Source organism: Paenibacillus sp. FSL H8-0317, assembly GCF_045040685.1.
Classification (GTDB): Bacteria; Bacillota; Bacilli; order Paenibacillales; family Paenibacillaceae; genus Paenibacillus.
In genome coordinates, this window is sequence record NZ_CP150294.1 from 4,973,447 (window position 1) to 4,992,412 (window position 18,966).

General features: G+C 46.3%; 20 protein-coding genes and 3 tRNA genes. 3 read left to right on the forward strand and 20 right to left on the reverse strand.

All coding sequences use genetic code 11. The features are described from left to right. Positions 1 to 65 precede the first annotated feature (65 nt). A tRNA-Leu gene (locus tag MHB43_RS22295) sits at positions 66 to 151 on the reverse strand. 234 nt (positions 152 to 385) lie between these two features. Beyond that, positions 386 to 835, reverse strand: a complete 450-nt coding sequence (locus tag MHB43_RS22300; RefSeq protein WP_124116048.1) for a general stress protein — start codon at positions 833 to 835, stop codon at positions 386 to 388. A gap of 207 nt (positions 836 to 1,042) precedes the next feature. Here MHB43_RS22300 and MHB43_RS22305 point away from each other — a divergent pair, with 207 nt between their 5' ends. Further along, complete coding sequence (locus MHB43_RS22305) at positions 1,043 to 1,267, forward strand: hypothetical protein (RefSeq protein WP_017687353.1); 225 nt, start codon at positions 1,043 to 1,045, stop codon at positions 1,265 to 1,267. Positions 1,268 to 1,460: 193 nt separating this feature from the next. Here MHB43_RS22305 and MHB43_RS22310 read toward each other — a convergent pair whose 3' ends face one another. Then, positions 1,461 to 1,943: a DNA-entry nuclease gene (locus MHB43_RS22310; protein WP_405118006.1), complete on the reverse strand. Its 483-nt coding sequence runs from the start codon at positions 1,941 to 1,943 to the stop codon at positions 1,461 to 1,463. A 109-nt stretch (positions 1,944 to 2,052) separates the two neighbouring features. After that, positions 2,053 to 3,201: a HAMP domain-containing sensor histidine kinase gene (locus MHB43_RS22315; protein ID WP_221825414.1), complete on the reverse strand. Its 1,149-nt coding sequence runs from the start codon at positions 3,199 to 3,201 to the stop codon at positions 2,053 to 2,055. 315 nt (positions 3,202 to 3,516) lie between these two features. Here MHB43_RS22315 and MHB43_RS22320 point away from each other — a divergent pair, with 315 nt between their 5' ends. Together MHB43_RS22320 and MHB43_RS22325 are read left to right on the forward strand one after the other, a co-directional pair. Then, positions 3,517 to 3,705 carry a DUF6199 family natural product biosynthesis protein gene (locus tag MHB43_RS22320; protein WP_145323098.1) on the forward strand — a complete coding sequence of 63 codons (189 nt, stop codon included), beginning with the start codon at positions 3,517 to 3,519 and terminating at the stop codon, positions 3,703 to 3,705. A gap of 144 nt (positions 3,706 to 3,849) precedes the next feature. After that, a complete protein-coding gene (locus tag MHB43_RS22325; protein ID WP_405118007.1) occupies positions 3,850 to 5,073 on the forward strand; it encodes an MFS transporter in 1,224 nt (407 codons plus the stop codon). 40 nt (positions 5,074 to 5,113) lie between these two features. On the opposite strand, the gene MHB43_RS22330 is transcribed toward MHB43_RS22325, so the two are convergent. The 16 genes from MHB43_RS22330 to pyrF all read right to left on the reverse strand — a co-directional run bounded on the left by MHB43_RS22330 (position 5,114) and on the right by pyrF (position 18,920). Continuing rightward, positions 5,114 to 5,443, reverse strand: a complete 330-nt coding sequence (locus MHB43_RS22330; RefSeq protein WP_091028528.1) for a DUF1904 family protein — start codon at positions 5,441 to 5,443, stop codon at positions 5,114 to 5,116. Between the two features lie 159 nt (positions 5,444 to 5,602). Further along, positions 5,603 to 5,728 (reverse strand): sporulation protein YjcZ, encoded by a 126-nt coding sequence (locus MHB43_RS22335; protein WP_083657089.1) that lies wholly within the window; start codon positions 5,726 to 5,728, stop codon positions 5,603 to 5,605. Positions 5,729 to 5,844: 116 nt separating this feature from the next. Continuing rightward, a complete protein-coding gene (locus tag MHB43_RS22340; RefSeq protein WP_405118008.1) occupies positions 5,845 to 6,519 on the reverse strand; it encodes a hypothetical protein in 675 nt (224 codons plus the stop codon). Between the two features lie 171 nt (positions 6,520 to 6,690). Continuing rightward, a complete protein-coding gene (locus MHB43_RS22345) occupies positions 6,691 to 6,870 on the reverse strand; it encodes a hypothetical protein (protein WP_405118009.1) in 180 nt (59 codons plus the stop codon). Positions 6,871 to 7,011: 141 nt separating this feature from the next. Continuing rightward, on the reverse strand, positions 7,012 to 8,568 hold the full coding sequence (locus MHB43_RS22350) for a tetratricopeptide repeat protein (protein WP_405118010.1): 1,557 nt from the start codon (positions 8,566 to 8,568) through the stop codon (positions 7,012 to 7,014). Between the two features lie 236 nt (positions 8,569 to 8,804). Beyond that, positions 8,805 to 9,230 (reverse strand): hypothetical protein, encoded by a 426-nt coding sequence (locus MHB43_RS22355; protein WP_091014129.1) that lies wholly within the window; start codon positions 9,228 to 9,230, stop codon positions 8,805 to 8,807. 183 nt (positions 9,231 to 9,413) lie between these two features. After that, positions 9,414 to 9,487 (reverse strand) — tRNA-Ile (locus MHB43_RS22360). Positions 9,488 to 9,543: 56 nt separating this feature from the next. Next, positions 9,544 to 9,617 (reverse strand) — tRNA-Met (locus tag MHB43_RS22365). 71 nt (positions 9,618 to 9,688) lie between these two features. Then, on the reverse strand, positions 9,689 to 9,880 hold the full coding sequence (locus tag MHB43_RS22370; RefSeq protein ID WP_047843730.1) for a hypothetical protein: 192 nt from the start codon (positions 9,878 to 9,880) through the stop codon (positions 9,689 to 9,691). 106 nt (positions 9,881 to 9,986) lie between these two features. After that, positions 9,987 to 11,438 carry an ABC transporter substrate-binding protein gene (locus MHB43_RS22375; RefSeq protein ID WP_076211500.1) on the reverse strand — a complete coding sequence of 484 codons (1,452 nt, stop codon included), beginning with the start codon at positions 11,436 to 11,438 and terminating at the stop codon, positions 9,987 to 9,989. A gap of 21 nt (positions 11,439 to 11,459) precedes the next feature. Continuing rightward, on the reverse strand, positions 11,460 to 12,323 hold the full coding sequence (locus MHB43_RS22380; RefSeq protein WP_076211502.1) for an ABC transporter ATP-binding protein: 864 nt from the start codon (positions 12,321 to 12,323) through the stop codon (positions 11,460 to 11,462). Positions 12,324 to 12,325: 2 nt separating this feature from the next. Then, positions 12,326 to 15,250, reverse strand: a complete 2,925-nt coding sequence (locus MHB43_RS22385) for an ABC transporter permease (RefSeq protein ID WP_405118011.1) — start codon at positions 15,248 to 15,250, stop codon at positions 12,326 to 12,328. Continuing rightward, positions 15,250 to 16,359, reverse strand: coding sequence for an efflux RND transporter periplasmic adaptor subunit (locus MHB43_RS22390; protein ID WP_405118012.1), 1,110 nt, complete (start codon positions 16,357 to 16,359; stop codon positions 15,250 to 15,252). The genes MHB43_RS22385 and MHB43_RS22390 overlap by 1 nt, the downstream gene beginning before the upstream one ends. Next, entirely contained in the window at positions 16,322 to 17,269 is a 948-nt protein-coding gene (locus MHB43_RS22395; RefSeq protein ID WP_405118013.1) for an ABC transporter ATP-binding protein, read from the reverse strand. The genes MHB43_RS22390 and MHB43_RS22395 overlap by 38 nt, the downstream gene beginning before the upstream one ends. Before the next feature lie 272 nt (positions 17,270 to 17,541). Continuing rightward, entirely contained in the window at positions 17,542 to 18,183 is a 642-nt protein-coding gene (gene pyrE, locus MHB43_RS22400; RefSeq protein WP_036674850.1) for an orotate phosphoribosyltransferase, read from the reverse strand. After that, positions 18,180 to 18,920 (reverse strand): orotidine-5'-phosphate decarboxylase, encoded by a 741-nt coding sequence (pyrF, locus tag MHB43_RS22405; RefSeq protein ID WP_405118014.1) that lies wholly within the window; start codon positions 18,918 to 18,920, stop codon positions 18,180 to 18,182. Before pyrF ends, pyrE begins: the two co-directional genes overlap by 4 nt. Between the last annotated feature and the right edge of the window lie 46 nt (positions 18,921 to 18,966).

The window sequence follows — 18,966 nt, forward strand, 5'->3', positions numbered from 1 at the left end:
CGTTTAGCAAAACACTTAAAAAAAAGGGTTCCAACTCAAATGAGCTGAAACCCTTCTTTTTAAGATGCCGAGGACCGGGATCGAACCGGTACGGTAGTCACCTACCGCAGGATTTTAAGTCCTGTGCGTCTGCCAATTCCGCCACCCCGGCATGGATATTATTTCTTGGCGACAAAAAATATCTTACCATGAACTAATTAACTTTGCAACACTTTTATTAAAAATAATAAAAAAATGAAACAGGCACTGCAAGCGTCAGCTCACAGTGCCTAGAAAGTCCGAGTTGCGGTCCCGGACTTCCGGTAAACCAATCTATATTAAGGGAGGTGTGAGATAAGAATACCTCCCCAACATTAAAGAAACCTAAAATCAGCCTTAAATTAAACTAAAAAAGTAAAATAGGTCGAACACGAGCCGCTTCTTCCTCACTGCACTCCACGATAACCAAGATATGGTCCTTTAACAGCCAATCTTCGTAATACCGCGCATCCTCCTCCGAGATTCCCGCTTCAGTCAGTGTAAGCACCAAATCATCGGTCTCACTCCCAATCTCATTGCCAGCGAGCCTGCGTACTGCATTTCCGATCGACATCGTCTGATCCATTCGCTTCCCCAGACCAGCCAATATGCCTTTCAGAGCGCCGAAGGCACCATCTGTTCCGGCACCCTTCAACGGTTTGGGCAGACCTGTCTTCTCGCTCACCAGCTCCAGATTAAGCTGCTCCTTCGCCACCGCTCCCAAATATTTATCCTTGATGCCTTCCTCTTTCACCTGATTCAGCATCAATATAGCCTCGTTCTCGGTACGGGCCAGCCCAATAATCAATTGTGTCATTCCGTTCCCCTCCTTTTACCCTAATATAACCCCGTAATCCCCATTCAAAAACGGATCATCCACAGCTAAGACAAATCACCTAGAAGAATGTTGATTTCTCTTCTGGAAATCTATACCTAGTTCTGATAGACTAGATAAAGAAGACAAATTAACCATTGAAAACATTGACATACGGATTTAACATCTCATAATCAGGAGCAATGACTTATGAAAAAAGAGGTAGAAATTGCCATCCGGCGCAAACAACAGATCATGGTTCGTAATACAAGCGGTCAGACGGTAACCGGATTTCCCGAGCGTACCGCTGATACATCCATTCTCTCCTTACGTACGGTTCACGGAAGTCTGTGGATACCGTTTGATGAGGTGGAACATGTTACGCGTCTGTTGAGCATCCGATCTCATCATTTAAGCGGAATGCAACTCGTTTAGTCGGCTCTGTAATCCTTGAAACTCCAGTTCCCGTATAAATACGTTAACTAGATCTATTGATGCCAGCACTTTATACCAAAAAACCAGACGCATGCACGTCTGGTTTTTCTCTTCTACTTATCCTGTACCACGCTACCACTGACCTCACAACACAGGCCTGACTATCCTTGTTTCTGCCCGACCTATCCTGTTGTTACTTCACTACAAACTTCACTCGTGTTCCATCCGGATATGTACTTAACTGATTCCCTACCCATGAACCTGCACCACGATTATCTTTCGGGGTAATGTACTGGATATCTGCACCTGATCCTCCCTCAGCGCACATCGCCATGGGCCACTCGTCACGATCCTTACCTTTTTTGACCGGAACACCCTTAAGTGATAAATCCCGATTGCCTTCCGCTCCATTACGATCAATGGTGCATACATCCGAATGCCCTGCCTTGATAGCAGCTTTAATATGGTTGGCCGTTTCGGGATAACGCTCTGAAGGGAACGTAATGGTATGGTCTACACTCTTGTTAGTCCCTACAAATGGATTAGGTATCTCCTCCGGCCATTCTCCCCCAGCCCAGGCATAAAGAGCTACCAGCAGCATCGCTACCAGCGTCAGAACCTGCTTTTTGAAACCTTGCTTACCTTTACGTTTTCTTCTTGTGCGTCTCTTACTCATGCTGTGTCTCCCCCATTCAACACTTGCATTATAACAGAACGCCCGTTCGTAAAACAATCCAATAAAATAAAAAAACAGCCGAGACCGCCCGGCTGTCCAGCTTGTTTGATTATCCTACATTGGGAATGGCCTGATGGCGCAGCAAGGGCAGTATCACCTCAAACTGTGTGCCTTTCCCCTCAGTACTCTCCACCGAAATCTGGCCATTCATCAGTTCCAGCAGTTCTTTGCAGATGGTCAGACCAAGACCACTTCCGCCAAAGCGGCGCGCATGGGAGATGTCGGTCTGGGTAAATGCATCAAACAATTGTTCGATCTGATGCTGGGGAATGCCAATCCCCGTATCACGCACAGAGAACATCAGTACAACGGTATCCATCAGTTGTTGCCTCACATCCACCTGTAACTGCACTTCACCTTGTTCTGTAAACTTGATCGCATTACTCAGTAAATTATCCAGTACCTGCCGAAGTCTTAGCGGATCACCGATAAGCACATCCGGAACATTCAGATCAGCATGACAGAGCAGACGTACGTGTTTATTCCGTGCCGCAGGCTCATGTGTCTTTACAATCTGTTGAATCAGCTTTAGAGGTTGAAACTCAATGTTTTCAACATCCATTTTGCCTCTGCCCAGTTTCGCCATATCCAGGCTATTGTTAATGATGTTAAGTAGCGCCTCACCTGATTGACGTGCTAACTCCAGATATTCTTTCTGCTCATCCGAAGTTTCACCCATACCGACAAGTTCGATCATACCCATAATGCCGTTAAGCGGGGTACGAAGCTCGTGATTCAACTTGCCGATGAATTCCAATTGCCCTCTGCTGTTCATCTCAGCCATGGAAGCGGCAAACTTCAATTGCTGTTCAGCATACTTCCGTTCTGAAATATCGTATTGAATGCCTACAAAATATAAGCACTCTCCGGATTCATTAAAGATCGGATCAATATTCAGTTCGTTCCAGAACTTCTGACCACTTTTTGTATAATTTAAAATATCAATCTTAATGGATTGTTGTTTCTTTAATGCATCACGGATCTGCATTACCGTTTCGGAGTCTGTATCCTGCCCTTGCAAAAATCGGCAATTGAGTCCGACAGACTCTTCATACGTGTATCCTGTCAGCCGGGTAAAGTGTTCGTTTACATACATGAGCGGAAGCTCAGGCAAGGTAGCATCGACCACCGTCACGGAGGATTTCACTTTCGAGATGATAAATTCCCATTGTAATGGGAGTTGATTATGTTGGCTCATGCCTTCCTCCTTCATCTCATACACATTAATGTTTATATATTCTGCAATCGTACATTATAAGGAGAGAAAACTAACTGAATGGTATGTGTTGATATAAAACCAATATATTATAATTGTAACACAGTTATTCAAGTCATGTGGTTCTTGGGTAATAGTTGATAACTAACATCCCACAATAATCTAAACAACTCATCAGGAGGAACATACATGAAATTTTTGTTAATTATCATCATTATCATTTTGATTGTAGTCTTTTTTACCAGACGCAAACGTTGAGATGAGATCTGTTATGTAAGTCAAGAAAGGAAGATGGGTATGAGAACCCTCTTTTTTATATTCATGATCCTGTGCATCATCAATTTCTGTTTCCCAAAATTCGGCTGGTATCTACGATATGGCTGGATTTCCCGGGGTGAAACGGAGCCCAGCAGGCCTTATATGACTATGGTCAGAATGACCAGCTTGTTGATGTTGCTTATCGCCTTCACTCTGACTATGGCATGAACTATAGAAATCCGAAGACAACTGTCCTATTGGGCAGTTTCTTTTTTTGTGCTGAAATGACGGGAAAATGATAACTTTGTTTGTGGTGCGAAGATGACAATGCCCGTAATATAGATATATCGTTTCGGAAAGGACATCATTGGCATGAACATCGCATTTTATCCGTACTGGGCCGCCAAAACGCTGCTCTCGCTTATTAATGTCATATATATCATGGTCATTACTACGTATATATACGGTCTCACTGGATCGGTACTCTCTGCTGCAATGTTTCCACTTATTCAGATCATTACACGCATAATAGCAGGTTTCACTTTGCCATTACTTGTGAACCGTTTCCCATTCTCCAGACTATTGATCAGCATTTCCATAGCCAAAACATTAATCATGACCTGTATAGCCATTTCGTTGAATCACTTGATTTCACAATTGCCGCTTCTATTGATCGGAGTGGTCATACTATCCTTCTTGGACGGATGGGAAACTCCGTTACTGAAGACTTTAACGCCACGATTGGTTCAAGGTGAAGACCTTATAAAAGCAAATAGCCTGCTATCTTTCTCCAATCAGACTGTAACCATTGTCGGTTATGCCATGACGGGATTCGCCGTGATGAACTGGGGGGCGTCACAGACATTCTGGGCAGCTACAAGCCTGTCCTGGGCCGTTCTGATCTTCATGATTGCCATGGGCTCGCTCACACGGAATGTAGAACAACCCCAGAAATCTGCTGTATCGCGGAATGTATTGAGAGAAGGCTGGAGTATGCTTTGGAACAATCCATCATTACGACTGATTACGCTTATGGACATTGCCCAGGCTCTGGCGGGTTCCATCTGGATCGGAGCTGTTACGCTAGCCTTTGCAAAAGAAGCTCTGGGACGAGGAGAAGGTTGGTGGGGACTCATGAACTCGAGTTACGCTGTTGGAACCATGCTTGGAGGTATTCTGGTTCTTGCACTGGCCAAACGTATTCAGAAGCATCTAATCGCAAGTATGACCATGGGTTCTCTTCTCTTCAGCCTGCTGACCATCGTTTATGGTCTAAACAACCTGCCCTGGCTCGCTCTGGTGTTATGCATACTCATGGGTCCAGTTAATCAGATTCGTGATGTGGCTCAGCAGACAGCGCTTCAGAACAGTGTACCTGTCGAATCCCTAACCAAGGTATACACCATTCATGGCGTCCTGATATCCACGGTTATGAGTGTATCCATAGTCATCTTGGGTCTAGTCGCAGATCAACTGGGCGTTCGATGGGTATACCTTATCGGTGGAGCCTTGTTTATTGTGTCTGCGATATGCTCATTATCCTTGAGCAGGGTTCACAGGAACCATCCCATTACTAAACATACGAAAAATATGTAAATCAAAGAGACGAGCAACATTCTGCTCGTCCCTCACAATCTCAATCCAATCGATAATCTGTCAGCGGCCTGCCTTTTTTATAATACAAATTAGGTGACAATATATTGAAGAAAATATGCACATCCGGCATGTATGCTTCTTCCAAAATAGCTTGCACCGACGATGCAATCCGATTATGAATCTCCTGGTCACGTTGAAACATCAGAATCTCTATAGAAGCCGGAGAAGGTGTTAGCGCTTGTACATCATGACGCTCTGCCTTCATTCTCTCCCTTGGAATATGAGTAATTAGGGCCATCTGCTCTGTAATTTGGGGTACAACTTCCTCTAGCTGAGGACCTGTGAATCCTTTAAAGCGAATAAACGGCATTGCTATCCCTTCAATCTCTGTTAATAGTCTCTTATGTGATTTTAAGCACATTGTTTTCAGTTGTCAAATGTCATGGATGGCATATGTGGCTTCTTATACATAGGAAAAGCCCCGCTGAAGTCTCAGCGGAGCCACTGTTTGCACGTTTCTACACGTGACTTACAGCCAGAAAGATTTTGTGATGATTACGAGCAGAATGAACAGTACGAGAATTGCGCTTGTAGAAGTCCATCCACCGCCAAATCCTCCAACATTACCACCACAACCGTATCCAACTTGACTCATTTGATTGGCCTCCTTTGAATTTCAAGGTATGCCATAACATATGCGTATTCCGCGCAATTGACCGGGCGATTCGGCAAGTTCATCAGCCCATTCATCTGGTATTCATGCCTGGTAACTTAACCAGATGGATCGATGGAGATTCTCAGTTGTATTTCTTGTGACTCCTGAGGTGAAGGGTCTGTATTTCCTCTGTCCAGAAGGATTGTACGAGTACGTGTATCACTTCGGGATGCCAGAACAACCTCTCCATCAGGAGTTATACAATAAGCGATTGGAATGGAGATCTCGCTATCACGGTACGAACCATCCGCATGGCTTGTCCCCATGACAATACATTGATGCTGCAAGGCGATCTGCCGAGCCTCTTCGACCCACTCACTGTACTGCTCTTCACTGAACATACCCACACCAATGGAATGCATCACAATGTCCACACTTCCTATATTCTCGTTGCAAAATCCTTGCAGGACCAGTTCATCACACAACAAAGTGCTTATTACCCAACCCTGTTCCTCAACCGTCTCAGCAGGTGTATATTTTGCTTTCTCCAATACAATCTCTCCAGCCTTACTGATGATAACGGATCGGTCCTTTGGACGTTCGTTCAGTCTGCGATGACCTGATACAATCATGGTCCCATATTCAGCCGCTAACCTGCAAGCTTCCTCAACATTCTGGTTCAGATAACCTTCAGGAAAAAATAATACATCTGCATCAGGATGTTGCTTGAGTTCGGCTTCAAGCTGCAACAAATCCTGTTCGAGCCTCGGTTGTCCAATGATAATCTTCATCTGGCATCCCCCATTCATAAATAAAAGCCGGTTCATACCTGAATAAGGTACGAAACCGGCTTAAAGGTTGTACGGACAGAACTTCTGCTCACCGTACTTCGCTTCAAGAGTAATTGGTTCTCATGTTATTGCTCGCTGAAACAATTACCTTTACAGTTGAATGATATGTAGTTAGGCATTTCTACGTTCAATACTATCATATATCGCCTGCCCATCATAGCTTCGATCTGTCGCGATATCCTTAGCCAATAGAGCGCTGTCTGCGACACTGTTTGCATTTCCAGATAAAATACTCAGTGCCCCCAGTACCCAAGCAAGTGGATATAATGCAATGGATAACATTTTCTTCATAGCTCTGTCTCCTTTAAGTACTATAGAAATAATTGGTTTAATATCCCATTAATACGATGAAGTTCAATTAAAGGTTTCAATTTCTATATAAACATTACCAATTACATCCTACATACATGAGACAAACTACAATTGTTCCGTTCAGATCAACTCAAAACTTTGGAGCAACGCTGCTGCCTCTTCATGATCAGGTTCCAGAGCTAGTACCTTATGGGTATATGACAGGGTTTCTTCTTCCAGTTCAAGTTCATAACAGCACACAGCCAAATCGTACAAGACGGCTGGATTATGGTTACTCGAATCTGCAACCAACGATATCTCCAGAAACCGTTTCGCATCCTCATACATATACATCTCATATAACAGCTGCCCTGCCAGAAATGCGAGTCCCCCTTGCTGCTCCATCACATAGTAGGACGACCACATCGTATGAATACCAGACTGAATATCAAGCATTTCTTCATCACTTGCATCAGGAAGAAGACTGGAAATGTGCGTCGCACTGTGAATCAAGAACTCAGCATCATACCCGCCCAGACGCCAAAACGGTAAAATATGCTTCAACTCCATACTCTCTATTCGTTGGTCTATCCATTGTTTCATGCTGAAAAAGTCATCCGGGCCAAAACGTTCAACAAATCGATGGTAGGCCAGACGAGTGTTCACATAACTGATGGGTTCCTCCACCATCAACATGCATCCAACATTCAGATCTTTATAATGATGTGTTGTGAATCGTGTATAGGCGCCCTGTTGTTCCAAGACATATTGAATGGCATGGTAGTTAGCCGTTAGAGAAAAACTCCCGTGAAGAACGAATTCAGGTGGCTCTGCGAACTTCCAGTTATCCAGGCGATGATCCCCTTTATCAGCGGTAATCAACACATAACCTGACTGTGACAGCTTGTTCAACCGTTCGAGACAGGACAACCCGATTGCAGGGAACAGAATATGCGAATCCTCCAGTTCCTCTTTGTACAATGTGATAAGCTCCTGATACGGATAGTTATCCGCACTGTACTCCGGTGCTCGGCGATATTCATAACTCAGCGTCATGTTCTTCAGCATCTCAGCAGGCTCAAGATCAAGACGATGATCCGGGGATTGTACAAGCAGATCGCACTCATAGATCTCGCCATCGCCAATGTAGATTAATTCCTGTGGAATGCTGTCAAAAAAGTAATTAGCAATCAACAACAACGGTTGTTTCAGATCACCGGGTCGAATAACCGTACCTGCAACGGCCAGATTCAACTCCGTATCCGCTACAGCGTCAAAACGTGCAAAATCCACTATACCTTGTTGAATAAAGGATTGCATGGATGGATGCTCCTGCCAACCCAGCACATTCTCCGCTACGAGATCCGTCATCACATATCTGAAAGGTGGTAACTGTATTCCGGCAAATTCCTTTAACTCAAGCAGTTTCAGGAGAATTTGATGTGCCAAACGCCCTACACCCGCTCCAAGTTCAAGAATGGTCACGGTCTCGCTGATCTTTCCTTTGTTGGATAGGTCCTGTAGAAAGCCAAAGATCATCTCTGCATACGCTGTGGCAATCATCGGATTACTGGTAATATATTGCGGGACTTGGTTCTCTGTCCAAGCTTGTAACCCCTTCTGTTCATAATAAGCTCTTTGCCAATCCCAGACCGGAGCTTCGCTGTAACGAAAACGTTGACTTTCATTTGACGTCATTAAAATATAAACCTGCTTTCTATAACTAATTCATACGTTTCTCAGATGTTCACATACTATTTTATGTCCAATCCATTCAATCTCTGTAATGCATTATATCATAGAACCCTGCCTACTCGATGAAGTTCAGTTTTCCCCTTCAACAGGAAAAAAACCTGCTTTTGAGGGCAGGTCTGTGATTTCCTTCATTTAAGAAGATTATTAATCTAGTTTCACTTAGGCATGGGCGCTCAATATTAGTCGGAATACAACACTCCGTCAAAGTTCTCAGGACCTACACGGATCGTACCGAGCAAGTTGGAACTGACAAATGCAGTGTACGTCAATTGAGGCGTGATAGGCGGATTGAAGTCATCTGCAGAGAACGTAATAATCTGAGGTGCAAGGATACTCAAGCTGAACGTAGACGTTGCGGAATAAATCACAGGGTCCGTAGCCAAAGTTCCCCTAACAATTGTAATGGTTATACCAACGAGTGCCAAAGGAAGTTGCACAGACACCGTTCCTTTGAATTGTACCCGTGGGTTAGCTCCAATGCTGCCACCTGTCACTAGACCAATCTGGCCAAATAATTGTGGTGTGTTAATAACCAGGATTGGTATTGCAATAGAGTTAGCCAAACTCGCATTCTGCGAGGTTCTTGCATCAATAAATTGACTCATGAAATCTACCTCCTATGGGTTGGAATAGGATAGTATATGCGAGATTTGGGGTACGGCATGGACATACAATGAGATTCGAAAAAAAGGGCATACTAGAAAGACACCATTAACAAGATACTTTCTACTCCAGAGCCTTACATGCAGACAGAAAAAAACCCTTGCTAGGCAAGGGTTTTAAGAGTATGGGCCCTACAGGACTCGAACCTGTGACCAATCGGTTATGAGCCGACCGCTCTAACCAACTGAGCTAAGGGCCCTAGACATAATGTATAACGTGCAGATGATGGCTGTGAATCATCCAAGTGAAACTAAATTGCGGGGGCAGGATTTGAACCTGCGGCCTTCGGGTTATGAGCCCGACGAGCTACCGGGCTGCTCCACCCCGCGTCAGTAAGAAATATTAAAACAGCGACTTAATTAATATACACTATCATCACCATATAAGTCAAGGGGTAATGTCAGGGAATAAAACGTACACCGTAACGTCCTTTACGTGATCGATAAACTTCCACTTCCGCTGGTTCATTATGACCGTAAATCCACCCATCTTGCTCCATACGTTTGGCCAGACATCCTGCCTGAAATTTGGTTGCATACAACTTGCTGAAATATACCCAGTGCATACCGCTCGTCCTTTCCGGAGTCGTCATTTATTCCTGCTTTTTGTAGAATGCCCCATTTTCATAAAAATAGCCGCCAAAGATTAAAATCTTCAGCGGCTATCCTTAACTTATGATATGACTACTTCATCAAATCTTATTGAAACGTAGCTTTAGGATCCTTTTTCAATTTCTCCAGCATCTCGTTTCCTTTAGCTGCCCACTCACCAAGCGCTTCTTTTGGTGTCTTTTTGTTCTCTAGTACTTGGTTGAAATATTCCATACCTTTTTCATTGACTTGCCATAAGCCTGGGGATTTTTGATACATTTTATCCAGATTGGTATTGGTTGGTGGAATCGGCTTCAGCGCATAGAATGCTTGAATGTTATAATCCAGGCCGTCTTTGGGCTTAATGAAGCTCTTCCGTGATACCATCTCGTAGCTGCTACGTGCTTTGATCTTAGCCCAGTCCTCACTGTTCATGTACTTGATCAGTTCCCACGCATCATCCGGGTTCTGAGCCGCACTATTAATCGCCATGAGGTTGCTCAGATAGATGCTGCCTCCAATTTCAGGAGCTTCCGGGTGAACTGGAGGTGTTACCACATCCCAATCCACTTTCGTAAAGTCTTTCATTTTATCCGCATTTTTATTGGCATCAATTAATTGATTAATATAGCTGTAATCACCAATAACCATGGCTGACTTGCCACTCAGGAATAGGTCACCCTGTACTGGATCATAACGCCCACTCGGATTCTGATCCTGTGGTTCGTCGCCTTTAGGAATAACTTTATCAATCGCAAGTTTGCTGATGGTGCTCCACACTTTCTCCCATTGAGGAGAATCTACGGTCATCTTCTCTGCTTTGTCATCAAACGTCTTAAGCTGCAACGAGCTGTAGTACTGCTGCATGGAGTAGTAAGGCGAACCACCCTGATATGTCGTGAAGGAGAAACCAAATACATGATCTTTACCTTCACCTTTCGTTAGGCGGGTACCCAGATTGAAAATATCGTCCCATGTCATGTTGTCCGTTGGCGGTTCCACGCCTGCTTTTGCAAACATGCCCTTGTTATAGAACAAAGCGGATGAGGAGAACGTTGGTGTCAATGCATAAATGCTCTGATCCCCAAGGTCCTTAATTCCCTCCAGTACACTAGGCACGATATCACTGGTATCAAACTTATCTTCCTGCATCAGTGGGTCCAGCTGTTTCACCAGATTCTCCTGAATTAATGATTTCACTGTGGCGGTATCGGCCACGATAACGTCAACCGGGTTATCCCCAGTCATAATCTTTTTCAGACTCTCCATCGTATCCGGAACTTCCGGCTGTTCTTCCGTGTTGCCATACCCATACATGCTGCTCTGATCAACAGCAGCCACAATTTCGATGGTTACATTGGGATGTGTCAACTCAAAAGCATCGGTGAACTGCTGACGGAAGTAACTGTCATCCTGTCCTCCCCACAACGTTGCCACACGTAATACACGCTGTTCCGTATCCTTGGCCTCACTTGCCGTACAGCCGGCAATCAGCGGCAGTGCCAGCGTCGCAGTAGCGATGACAGCCAGCACACGTTTTCCCCACAACCTGTTCTTCATCTTCCAATTCCCCCTCATTAATTATCTTGGTGGCGTAATAACAATACGTTCACCGTCAAATTCCAATGTAGCCCGATTATCAATGGATAAGGCCTCCAGATACTCTTTTGGCACCTGAAGCCGTCCTGCACGGTCAATAATGACAAATGCTTCGTGAATGTCCGGCATACCCGTTTCGGACAAGTTATGTTCATCATCCAGATTCGGGTTGCGTTTCACAAACTCGGTACTGGTCAAGCCATCCCGAATCGCAACGATCCGGTCTACCTTGCCAGCAAGCGTCAAGTCATGGGTAACGATGACAATCGTAACGCCGAGTTCCTTGTTCATTCTTCGGAAAATGCCCATGATTGTATCACATGTCTCGGAATCGACCGAACCGGTTGGTTCATCTGCAAGCAGAATTTTGGGACGATTGGATAATGAGATCGCAATCGCTACCCGTTGCTGCTCTCCTCCTGACAATTGATGCAATTTGTTATGCATCCGATCCTTAAGGCCTACCCATTCGAGCAATTGTTTTGCATAAGCACGATCACGCTTGCCTCCCAGAATCATGGGAGTCTCCACATTTTCCAGTGCAGTGAGATAAGGCAGCAAGTTACGACCGTTATTTTGCCAGATAAAACCTACCGTATGACGTTTGTATTCGACCAATTGGGCATCTGTCATCTTAAGCAAATCCCAGTCTCCCACAACGGCCGTACCAGCCGTAGGACGATCAAGCCCGCCCAGAATATTCAGCAGTGTGGACTTACCGCTACCGCTGTTACCGATGATCGCCATCATTTCACCTTGATTGACAGTCAGGTTGAGACCCTGAAGGGCAACGACTTCCACATCGCTGGATTTAAAAATTTTGACAAGTCCTTCGCATTGGATCACGTTTACCTCTCCTCTCCCATTTTGACTGCCTGGTGAACCCGCAATCTGCGAATCTGCCAGAGCAACATCGTTGCACCAATGACCAGCATCACCACAGTGACCCCATACAGTTGCAACATATCTTGCTGTTCAAACACAATCCGGAACGGAGGTACCTGAGCAGATACATTATCCGTCGTTTGCAGGAATGGCAGGAATAAACGACTGGATACCTGACCAATCCCAATACCCAGCAGGATCGACAGCCCCGCTGTGAACACCTGCTCCAGCAGCAGCATACCGCTCAGTTGTGCCCGGGATAACCCCATGGCCCGTAATACACCAAACTGCACAACACGGCCGGACAGGTTGAAGAACCAGTACAGCACATATCCAATCAACGAGATAATAACGGATACCAGGAAACCAAGGCTCAGAATCCCGAATACGCCACCTCGTGACGGATGTTTACCCTGAGATACCAATTCGGTGCGGACGTCACGCACAGAAGATAACTCAATGCCCTCTGCTGCAAGTTTCTCCATAAGCGGAGCCACTTTGGCATCCGGTTCCATTTTCAACCATACCTCATAAGGAATCAGAGGCACCTGATCATAGATATAATCTAGATTCGCCACGAAAAATGGCATCTGATCCGGATACTGGGCTGGCCAGTAAGGAATGATCCCAAACACGACGAATTCAATCGCCTGTCCCTGTACACCCATGGAGACAAGATCTCCAGTTTTGAGTTTGAATTTGTCAGCAAATTTGGAAGAGATCAACACAGCCCCTTCATATTTACCAAGCAAGTCAAGGTACTTGTAGGGATGTGCCGGGAACAGATCGTTGCGGAACCATGCCACTTGAGCAAAGTCCACATTATCAATTCCGACCAGCAGCCCCTGTCCGCCCGATTTACCAGAGACGATAATATTGCCTTTGGTCTGCAGCACTCGTGCTGCATGTTCAACCCCGTCTAATCTGCGGAACACTTCGAATGGAGGTTCGGAGTAGATGACTTTGGATGGCTGCGAAGAACCGCCACCGCCACCACCTGGAGCACCTCCACCGCCATTTCCTCCGCCGGAACCCCCTCCAGCAGAACCTCCTCCTCCATTGCCACCACCTTGTTGACCTCCACCTGTACCGCCATTCTGTCCCGAACCACCAGGTTTAACCTCAGGTGTTCCTTCCCACACAGTCTGCATAATCACATCAGAACCATAACGGTACAAGGTACGCTCAGTGGAATTCAGATCAATCGTCCGAGCAGCAGCCGAGTTGTATACCCCAAGTCCCAGTGTCAGTACAAGAAGGATCATCAGCGGGTAATATGAAGAAGATGAACGCGACAACTGTGTTAATGTCAGATACAGCGGGACCGGGAGAAACTTACGACCGATCAGCTGGATGAGCTTCAATATCCATGGGAACAAGCGCAGGAAGAATAGTCCAAGCGCAAAGATCGCGAGTGCGGGTACAAAGAACAGAAACGGCTGTACCTGCAGCTGATCGGTTGTCATTCCCGTCTGGAAGGTCAACATCTGACGTTCATAGAACAGGTAGTATCCATATCCAGCCAGACCCAGCAACACAACGTCCAGGAACCAGCGTTGCCATACTGGAGCGCGGTCTGTCCGTGCTTGCCGCCGTTTGGCCGATACAATGGTTGCCCGTGCATAGGTTATCGCAGGGATAAGGGATGCGATGATCGCAACAAGGACCGCTGCTACGCCCAGGAGAATGGCTTCTTTTGATACACCGATCGGAATAGACTTCCGATCTACGAATGAGAGAAAGCCACTTGCTGAACCGATACTCTTGGCCATAAACCAACCAAGCAACGGCCCAATAACGAGCGCAATAGCCCCCAGAAATATGCCTTCAAGCAGGTAGAGAGAGAAGATCTGCCGAGCTGAAGCTCCACGGCTGCGCAATACCGCAATATCACTCTCTTGCTTCTGTAATGACTGTCTGGCATTCATCGCAATAAAATAAAAGACCATCGCAATCATCGGTGCTGCCAAGGTAAACAACATGGTCTGCAATTGCAGACTCTGACTGCGGAACTGCTTGAGCAGATCACCAAAGGTGATGTCCACTTTCGTATCTTTCAGCCGCTGGTACAGATCGATATCCAGCCTTTCCAGCATGGAAGTCAGACCTGATAACTGGCTGGTTTGAATTTCTTTCAGATCAAAGGCATAATACCAACGTGAATTTTGAAGTGGAATCCCTTTTTCCTTCAGTAAAACATCATTAAAAACCGATTCATCCACATAAAGTCCATTCATCATGCCGTCAAATCCTTGTACCCAGTAAGGGCTGTTCGGATCATCTGCCTTGAAGGAACCCGTAATCTTCACACGTAACGTGATATCAAGACCGCTATACACCGGATATTCCAGAATGTCACCGATATGCAGATCGTTACGATACATGCCCTCTTCCAACATGACTGCCTCGATCGTGTCATCTTTGACCTGGTTTCCAGGTTTCACACCTGCAGAGTAATTCACCTGTGCATCCAGCCCACTCATCGTACCCAGACTCATACTGCGCGCCCTGCTGGCATCCACTTTGGTTGGATCTTCCGGGCTCACCTCTGTGCTGCGAATAGATCTTGAATTCACATACGTATGAAAAGGAAAACCAATATCGCGAGGGACATCCTCACGAATATAACGATCGACTTCATCCAGACCCCGTGTGTCTGTCTTCACGCCACCAGGTGCTTGATAACTCATAAGCAACGAACCGGCTGGCAACCCTTCACTGTTATCCTGCAGCGTTTGCGCGACGACCCGTTTCAACGCACCATCGGCATACATTGGAATACTGACGGTGAACGCTACCGCCACAATCAATCCGATCAGTGTGCTGAAGGTCATCCAGCGCGTGTTCCACATTTTGCGGAACAGCAGCCGAAGCAATGGAAGCCCCATTAGCGTCCCACTACTTTCTGACCTACGGTCAGACCTTTCAGAATCTCGACATCTGTCGATGTCTGCTGTCCAACTTCAACGTCCACTTCACGCTTGCTGCCATCACTCTCCACCACTTGTACATACGTTCTTGAACCGATGGAGCGTAAAGCGGATACAGGAATCACAATTGCGTTCTCGGTACGCTGCGTTACAATCGAGACCGATAGTGGTGTACCACGTTCGACGCCTTTTGGCATTTTTGCAAGTGTAACGATAACATACTTATCCAGCGTTTCCTTGGTTGGAGGCGTACCGCCTTCACCCGTCCCTTCGCCACTGCCGCTTCCCGATGCTTCCGCAATAGGCATGACTTTAATTTTGCCAGCGACTTTACCAGCTCCATTAATATCTACTTCTGCCTTCATACCAGCCGAGAACTTCTCCAGATCTTCCTTGGCAAAGGTAGCTGCTACTACCAGATTGGATGTATCCGCAATGGTAGCAATCGGATCATACGCTTTCACGGCTGCACCCTTCTCTACCTGCACAGCAATAACGGTGCCGCCAAACGGAGCGGTCAACGTGGCTTTGCCCAGTTGTTCCTCCAGATCAGCGAGTTCCTGGCGCAGTTCTTCAAACGCAATCGTTGATTCTTCGAACTCTACCGGGTCCATCTCATCCTTCTTGCGGAGTGTTTCCTTCATTTGAACTTCGGATTTGCGAATAGCAAGTTTCTTGCCACGGATCTCCTTCTCTACACTCTCCACATCGAGGACAGCAAGAAGTTGACCCTTTTTCACTTTATCCCCTGGTTTAACATTTAACTCTTTGACATGCATGCCATCAAGCGTGAAGTACACCTTCTCTTCCCGCTGACTCATCATCTTACCGCTGCCACTTACTTTTTTCTCCAACGTTTCCGTCCGGACTTCATATTCCGGTTTCTTGGAGATCGTTGGTGGTGTGATAGGTGGAAGCACTTCTTCCTCTGTTTCTGACGGCAGCAATGAGCAGCCGGACATCGTTGCAACCATTATTGCACCAAGTACAACAAGTGCTGCGCGTTTCCCCCTCTTCGGAGCGGCCCCTTTACGTGATAAATCTGCCGTCCGCCATTTCATAAACATGGTCCGCAACCTCCAAAATTGTAGGATCGTGTGTAGTCATACATATTGTTACTTGTTCTACTTCAATAATATTGCGGAATACGGCCATGACCTGAGCGCCCATCTTGGAATCCAGTTCCGCTGTAGGCTCATCCGCAAGCAACAATCTGGGTCTATGGGCAATCGCCTTGGCTATAGCCACCCGCTGTTGCTCTCCCCCGGACATCTCGAAAGGTCGGTGCTTCACCCGTTTGGAGAGTCCAACCAGATCCAGACAGTGACCAACCCTGTCCTTCCATTCCGCTCGCGGAACGTCCGCCATACGCAGCGACAGTTCTACATTTTCCCAAGCAGATAATAAGGGCATGAGTGCATATGCCTGAAAAATAAAACCGATCTCTTTGCGCCGCAAAGCGGTCCGCCGCCGGTCTCCCCAATCCTGAAGAGGCTGACCGGAGAACAGAATGTCTCCACTTGAAGGCTGATCCAGTCCACCGAGCATATTCAGCAGTGTTGTTTTGCCTGAGCCTGATCGCCCCTTCAGCATGACCAGTTGTTGCGGATTCACTTCCATATCAATGCCTTTGAGCACATGGATAATGCGACTGCCTGTCTGGAAACTGCGATGCACGTTACGCACCTCCAGTACAGGTCCATCATATGGAGGCAGCATATCCTTCTTTGGTTTGATCTTCTTCTGGGGTTCATCAACGGTAGTGACAGTCGTTGCAGCCACTTCATCTGAAGCGATTTCACTTTCAGGTAACGGAGGTTTATTCGTCGGGTAATCGTGTTCATTGTTGTATGTATTTTCCCCCGACTCCGTCGATGTCTCCAACGGTGTTTCCCCCTGTTGATGTTCATCGCCTGACTGGCTCTTGGCAGGTCTTTTTCTGAGAAATAAATTCTTCATGCCAGCAATCACGCTCATCCTTTCTTGAAATCCCGTTCATTTCTTCAAAAAACCTAAAATTAGAAATCTGTTCCATCCTACACTGAATTATAAACGACCGATCCCAACTAAAAGTTACAAGCTTTTTACAACGGTAGAGGGAAAAAGTTAATATTTTGATGAACAAACAAAAAAAGCACCCCAAAGTGCGGGATGCCTCTTGCATATTCGATGGTTTTGCCGCTATGACGGCAATCATTACAATTTTGATACCGTTCAATCATGAACATTTTTTTGGGGTATCAATGATATTATTTACCAAATGAAGAAGGATCTTCACGCCAGGATTTAAGCAATTCAAAGTCACTCTCTTGAATCGTTCCCTGAGCCAAAGCCACATCCATCAAAGCCGTATAATTGGACAGCGTCTGAAGTGGAATTCCAGCATCTTCAAATGCTTTCACACCTTTATCCAGCTGGTAGCTGAAAATGGCAAGTACGGCCAACGGTGTTGCACCTGCTACACGTACAGCTTCGGCTGCTTTGATCGAACTGCCACCTGTAGAGATCAGATCTTCGATGACAACCACTTTCTGTCCTTCCGTAATCAGACCTTCGATGAGGTTCTCCTTGCCGTGTCCTTTCGCTTTATCACGAATGTAGGCCATCGGCAGATTCAGCTTCTGAGCCACCCAAGCGGCATGCGGAATACCTGCGGTTGCTGTACCTGCGATGACTTCTGCATCCGGGTACTGGTTACGAATGATTGTTGCAAAAGCTTCAGCGATATCATTGCGAATCTCGGGGTAGGACATCGTTAAGCGGTTATCGCAATATATTGGTGATTTGATGCCGGATGTCCATGTAAATGGCTGCTGCGGACGTAACGCCACGGCTTTGATTTTCAGCAGTTGGGAAGCAATATGATTCGGAATCTCATTCAGTTCGATCATGCGTTCAACATCTCCTTCAAAATGGTTTCTGCCGCTTCACGCGGATTGGGGGCGCCTGTAATGGGTCTGCCTACAACAATGTAATGACTGCCTCTGGCGATGGCTTCACCTGGCGTCAAGACGCGTGTCTGATCTCCCAGACCACTACCTGCTGGACGAATTCCCGGTGTAACGGTGTGAAAAGCACTTCCGCACGCTGCTCGGATTGCAGGCACTTCCAGCGGGGAAGCAACAACTCCATCCAGTCCGGCCTCTTGGGCCAGTCCAGCATAACGAACCACAGTAGCTTCCACACTTCCCGGAATACCAATCTCGGTATTCATCGTTTCCAGGCTTGTACTGGTCAATTGGGTCACCGCAATGATCTCGGGCTTGCGTAAAGAAGGATCGGCAGCGATCGCTGCCTCAGCACCTTCACGTGCAGCACGCATCATGAGGGTTCCACCGGCTGCATGTACATTGAACATGTCTACACCCAGACGTGTGATACTCTCAGCACCGCCACGAACGGTATTAGGAATATCATGCATTTTCACATCCAGAAAAACGGAGTAACCTTTGGATTTCAGCTCCCGAATAAAGTCCGGTCCTGCTGCGTAGAACAGCTGCATGCCCACCTTCAGATAACAGGGAATGCCTTCAAGAGCTTGTACCAATGCTTTCGCTTCTTCCGCTCCAGGGTAATCCAGTGCCACCATCAGACGGCCAGCCATTTCATTGAAATTCGTGTGATTCATCACCAGCGCTCCCCTCCACTTGCTCATTTTTTCCGTTTTTGCCCGA

What these genes read in the sequence shown, in the direction of transcription:
- MHB43_RS22300 (WP_124116048.1), bottom strand. Translation starts at nt 835, where the DNA reads ATGACACAATTGATTATTGGGCTGGCCCGTACCGAGAACGAGGCTATA.
- MHB43_RS22305 (WP_017687353.1), top strand. Translation starts at nt 1,043, where the DNA reads ATGAAAAAAGAGGTAGAAATTGCCATCCGGCGCAAACAACAGATCATG.
- MHB43_RS22310 (WP_405118006.1), bottom strand. Translation starts at nt 1,943, where the DNA reads ATGAGTAAGAGACGCACAAGAAGAAAACGTAAAGGTAAGCAAGGTTTC.
- MHB43_RS22315 (WP_221825414.1), bottom strand. Translation starts at nt 3,201, where the DNA reads ATGAGCCAACATAATCAACTCCCATTACAATGGGAATTTATCATCTCG.
- MHB43_RS22320 (WP_145323098.1), top strand. Translation starts at nt 3,517, where the DNA reads ATGAGAACCCTCTTTTTTATATTCATGATCCTGTGCATCATCAATTTC.
- MHB43_RS22325 (WP_405118007.1), top strand. Translation starts at nt 3,850, where the DNA reads ATGAACATCGCATTTTATCCGTACTGGGCCGCCAAAACGCTGCTCTCG.
- MHB43_RS22330 (WP_091028528.1), bottom strand. Translation starts at nt 5,443, where the DNA reads ATGCCGTTTATTCGCTTTAAAGGATTCACAGGTCCTCAGCTAGAGGAA.
- MHB43_RS22335 (WP_083657089.1), bottom strand. Translation starts at nt 5,728, where the DNA reads ATGAGTCAAGTTGGATACGGTTGTGGTGGTAATGTTGGAGGATTTGGC.
- MHB43_RS22340 (WP_405118008.1), bottom strand. Translation starts at nt 6,519, where the DNA reads ATGAAGATTATCATTGGACAACCGAGGCTCGAACAGGATTTGTTGCAG.
- MHB43_RS22345 (WP_405118009.1), bottom strand. Translation starts at nt 6,870, where the DNA reads ATGAAGAAAATGTTATCCATTGCATTATATCCACTTGCTTGGGTACTG.
- MHB43_RS22350 (WP_405118010.1), bottom strand. Translation starts at nt 8,568, where the DNA reads ATGACGTCAAATGAAAGTCAACGTTTTCGTTACAGCGAAGCTCCGGTC.
- MHB43_RS22355 (WP_091014129.1), bottom strand. Translation starts at nt 9,230, where the DNA reads ATGAGTCAATTTATTGATGCAAGAACCTCGCAGAATGCGAGTTTGGCT.
- MHB43_RS22370 (WP_047843730.1), bottom strand. Translation starts at nt 9,880, where the DNA reads ATGACGACTCCGGAAAGGACGAGCGGTATGCACTGGGTATATTTCAGC.
- MHB43_RS22375 (WP_076211500.1), bottom strand. Translation starts at nt 11,438, where the DNA reads ATGAAGAACAGGTTGTGGGGAAAACGTGTGCTGGCTGTCATCGCTACT.
- MHB43_RS22385 (WP_405118011.1), bottom strand. Translation starts at nt 15,250, where the DNA reads ATGGGGCTTCCATTGCTTCGGCTGCTGTTCCGCAAAATGTGGAACACG.
- MHB43_RS22390 (WP_405118012.1), bottom strand. Translation starts at nt 16,359, where the DNA reads ATGTTTATGAAATGGCGGACGGCAGATTTATCACGTAAAGGGGCCGCT.
- MHB43_RS22395 (WP_405118013.1), bottom strand. Translation starts at nt 17,269, where the DNA reads ATGAGCGTGATTGCTGGCATGAAGAATTTATTTCTCAGAAAAAGACCT.
- pyrE (WP_036674850.1), bottom strand. Translation starts at nt 18,183, where the DNA reads ATGATCGAACTGAATGAGATTCCGAATCATATTGCTTCCCAACTGCTG.
- pyrF (WP_405118014.1), bottom strand. Translation starts at nt 18,920, where the DNA reads ATGAATCACACGAATTTCAATGAAATGGCTGGCCGTCTGATGGTGGCA.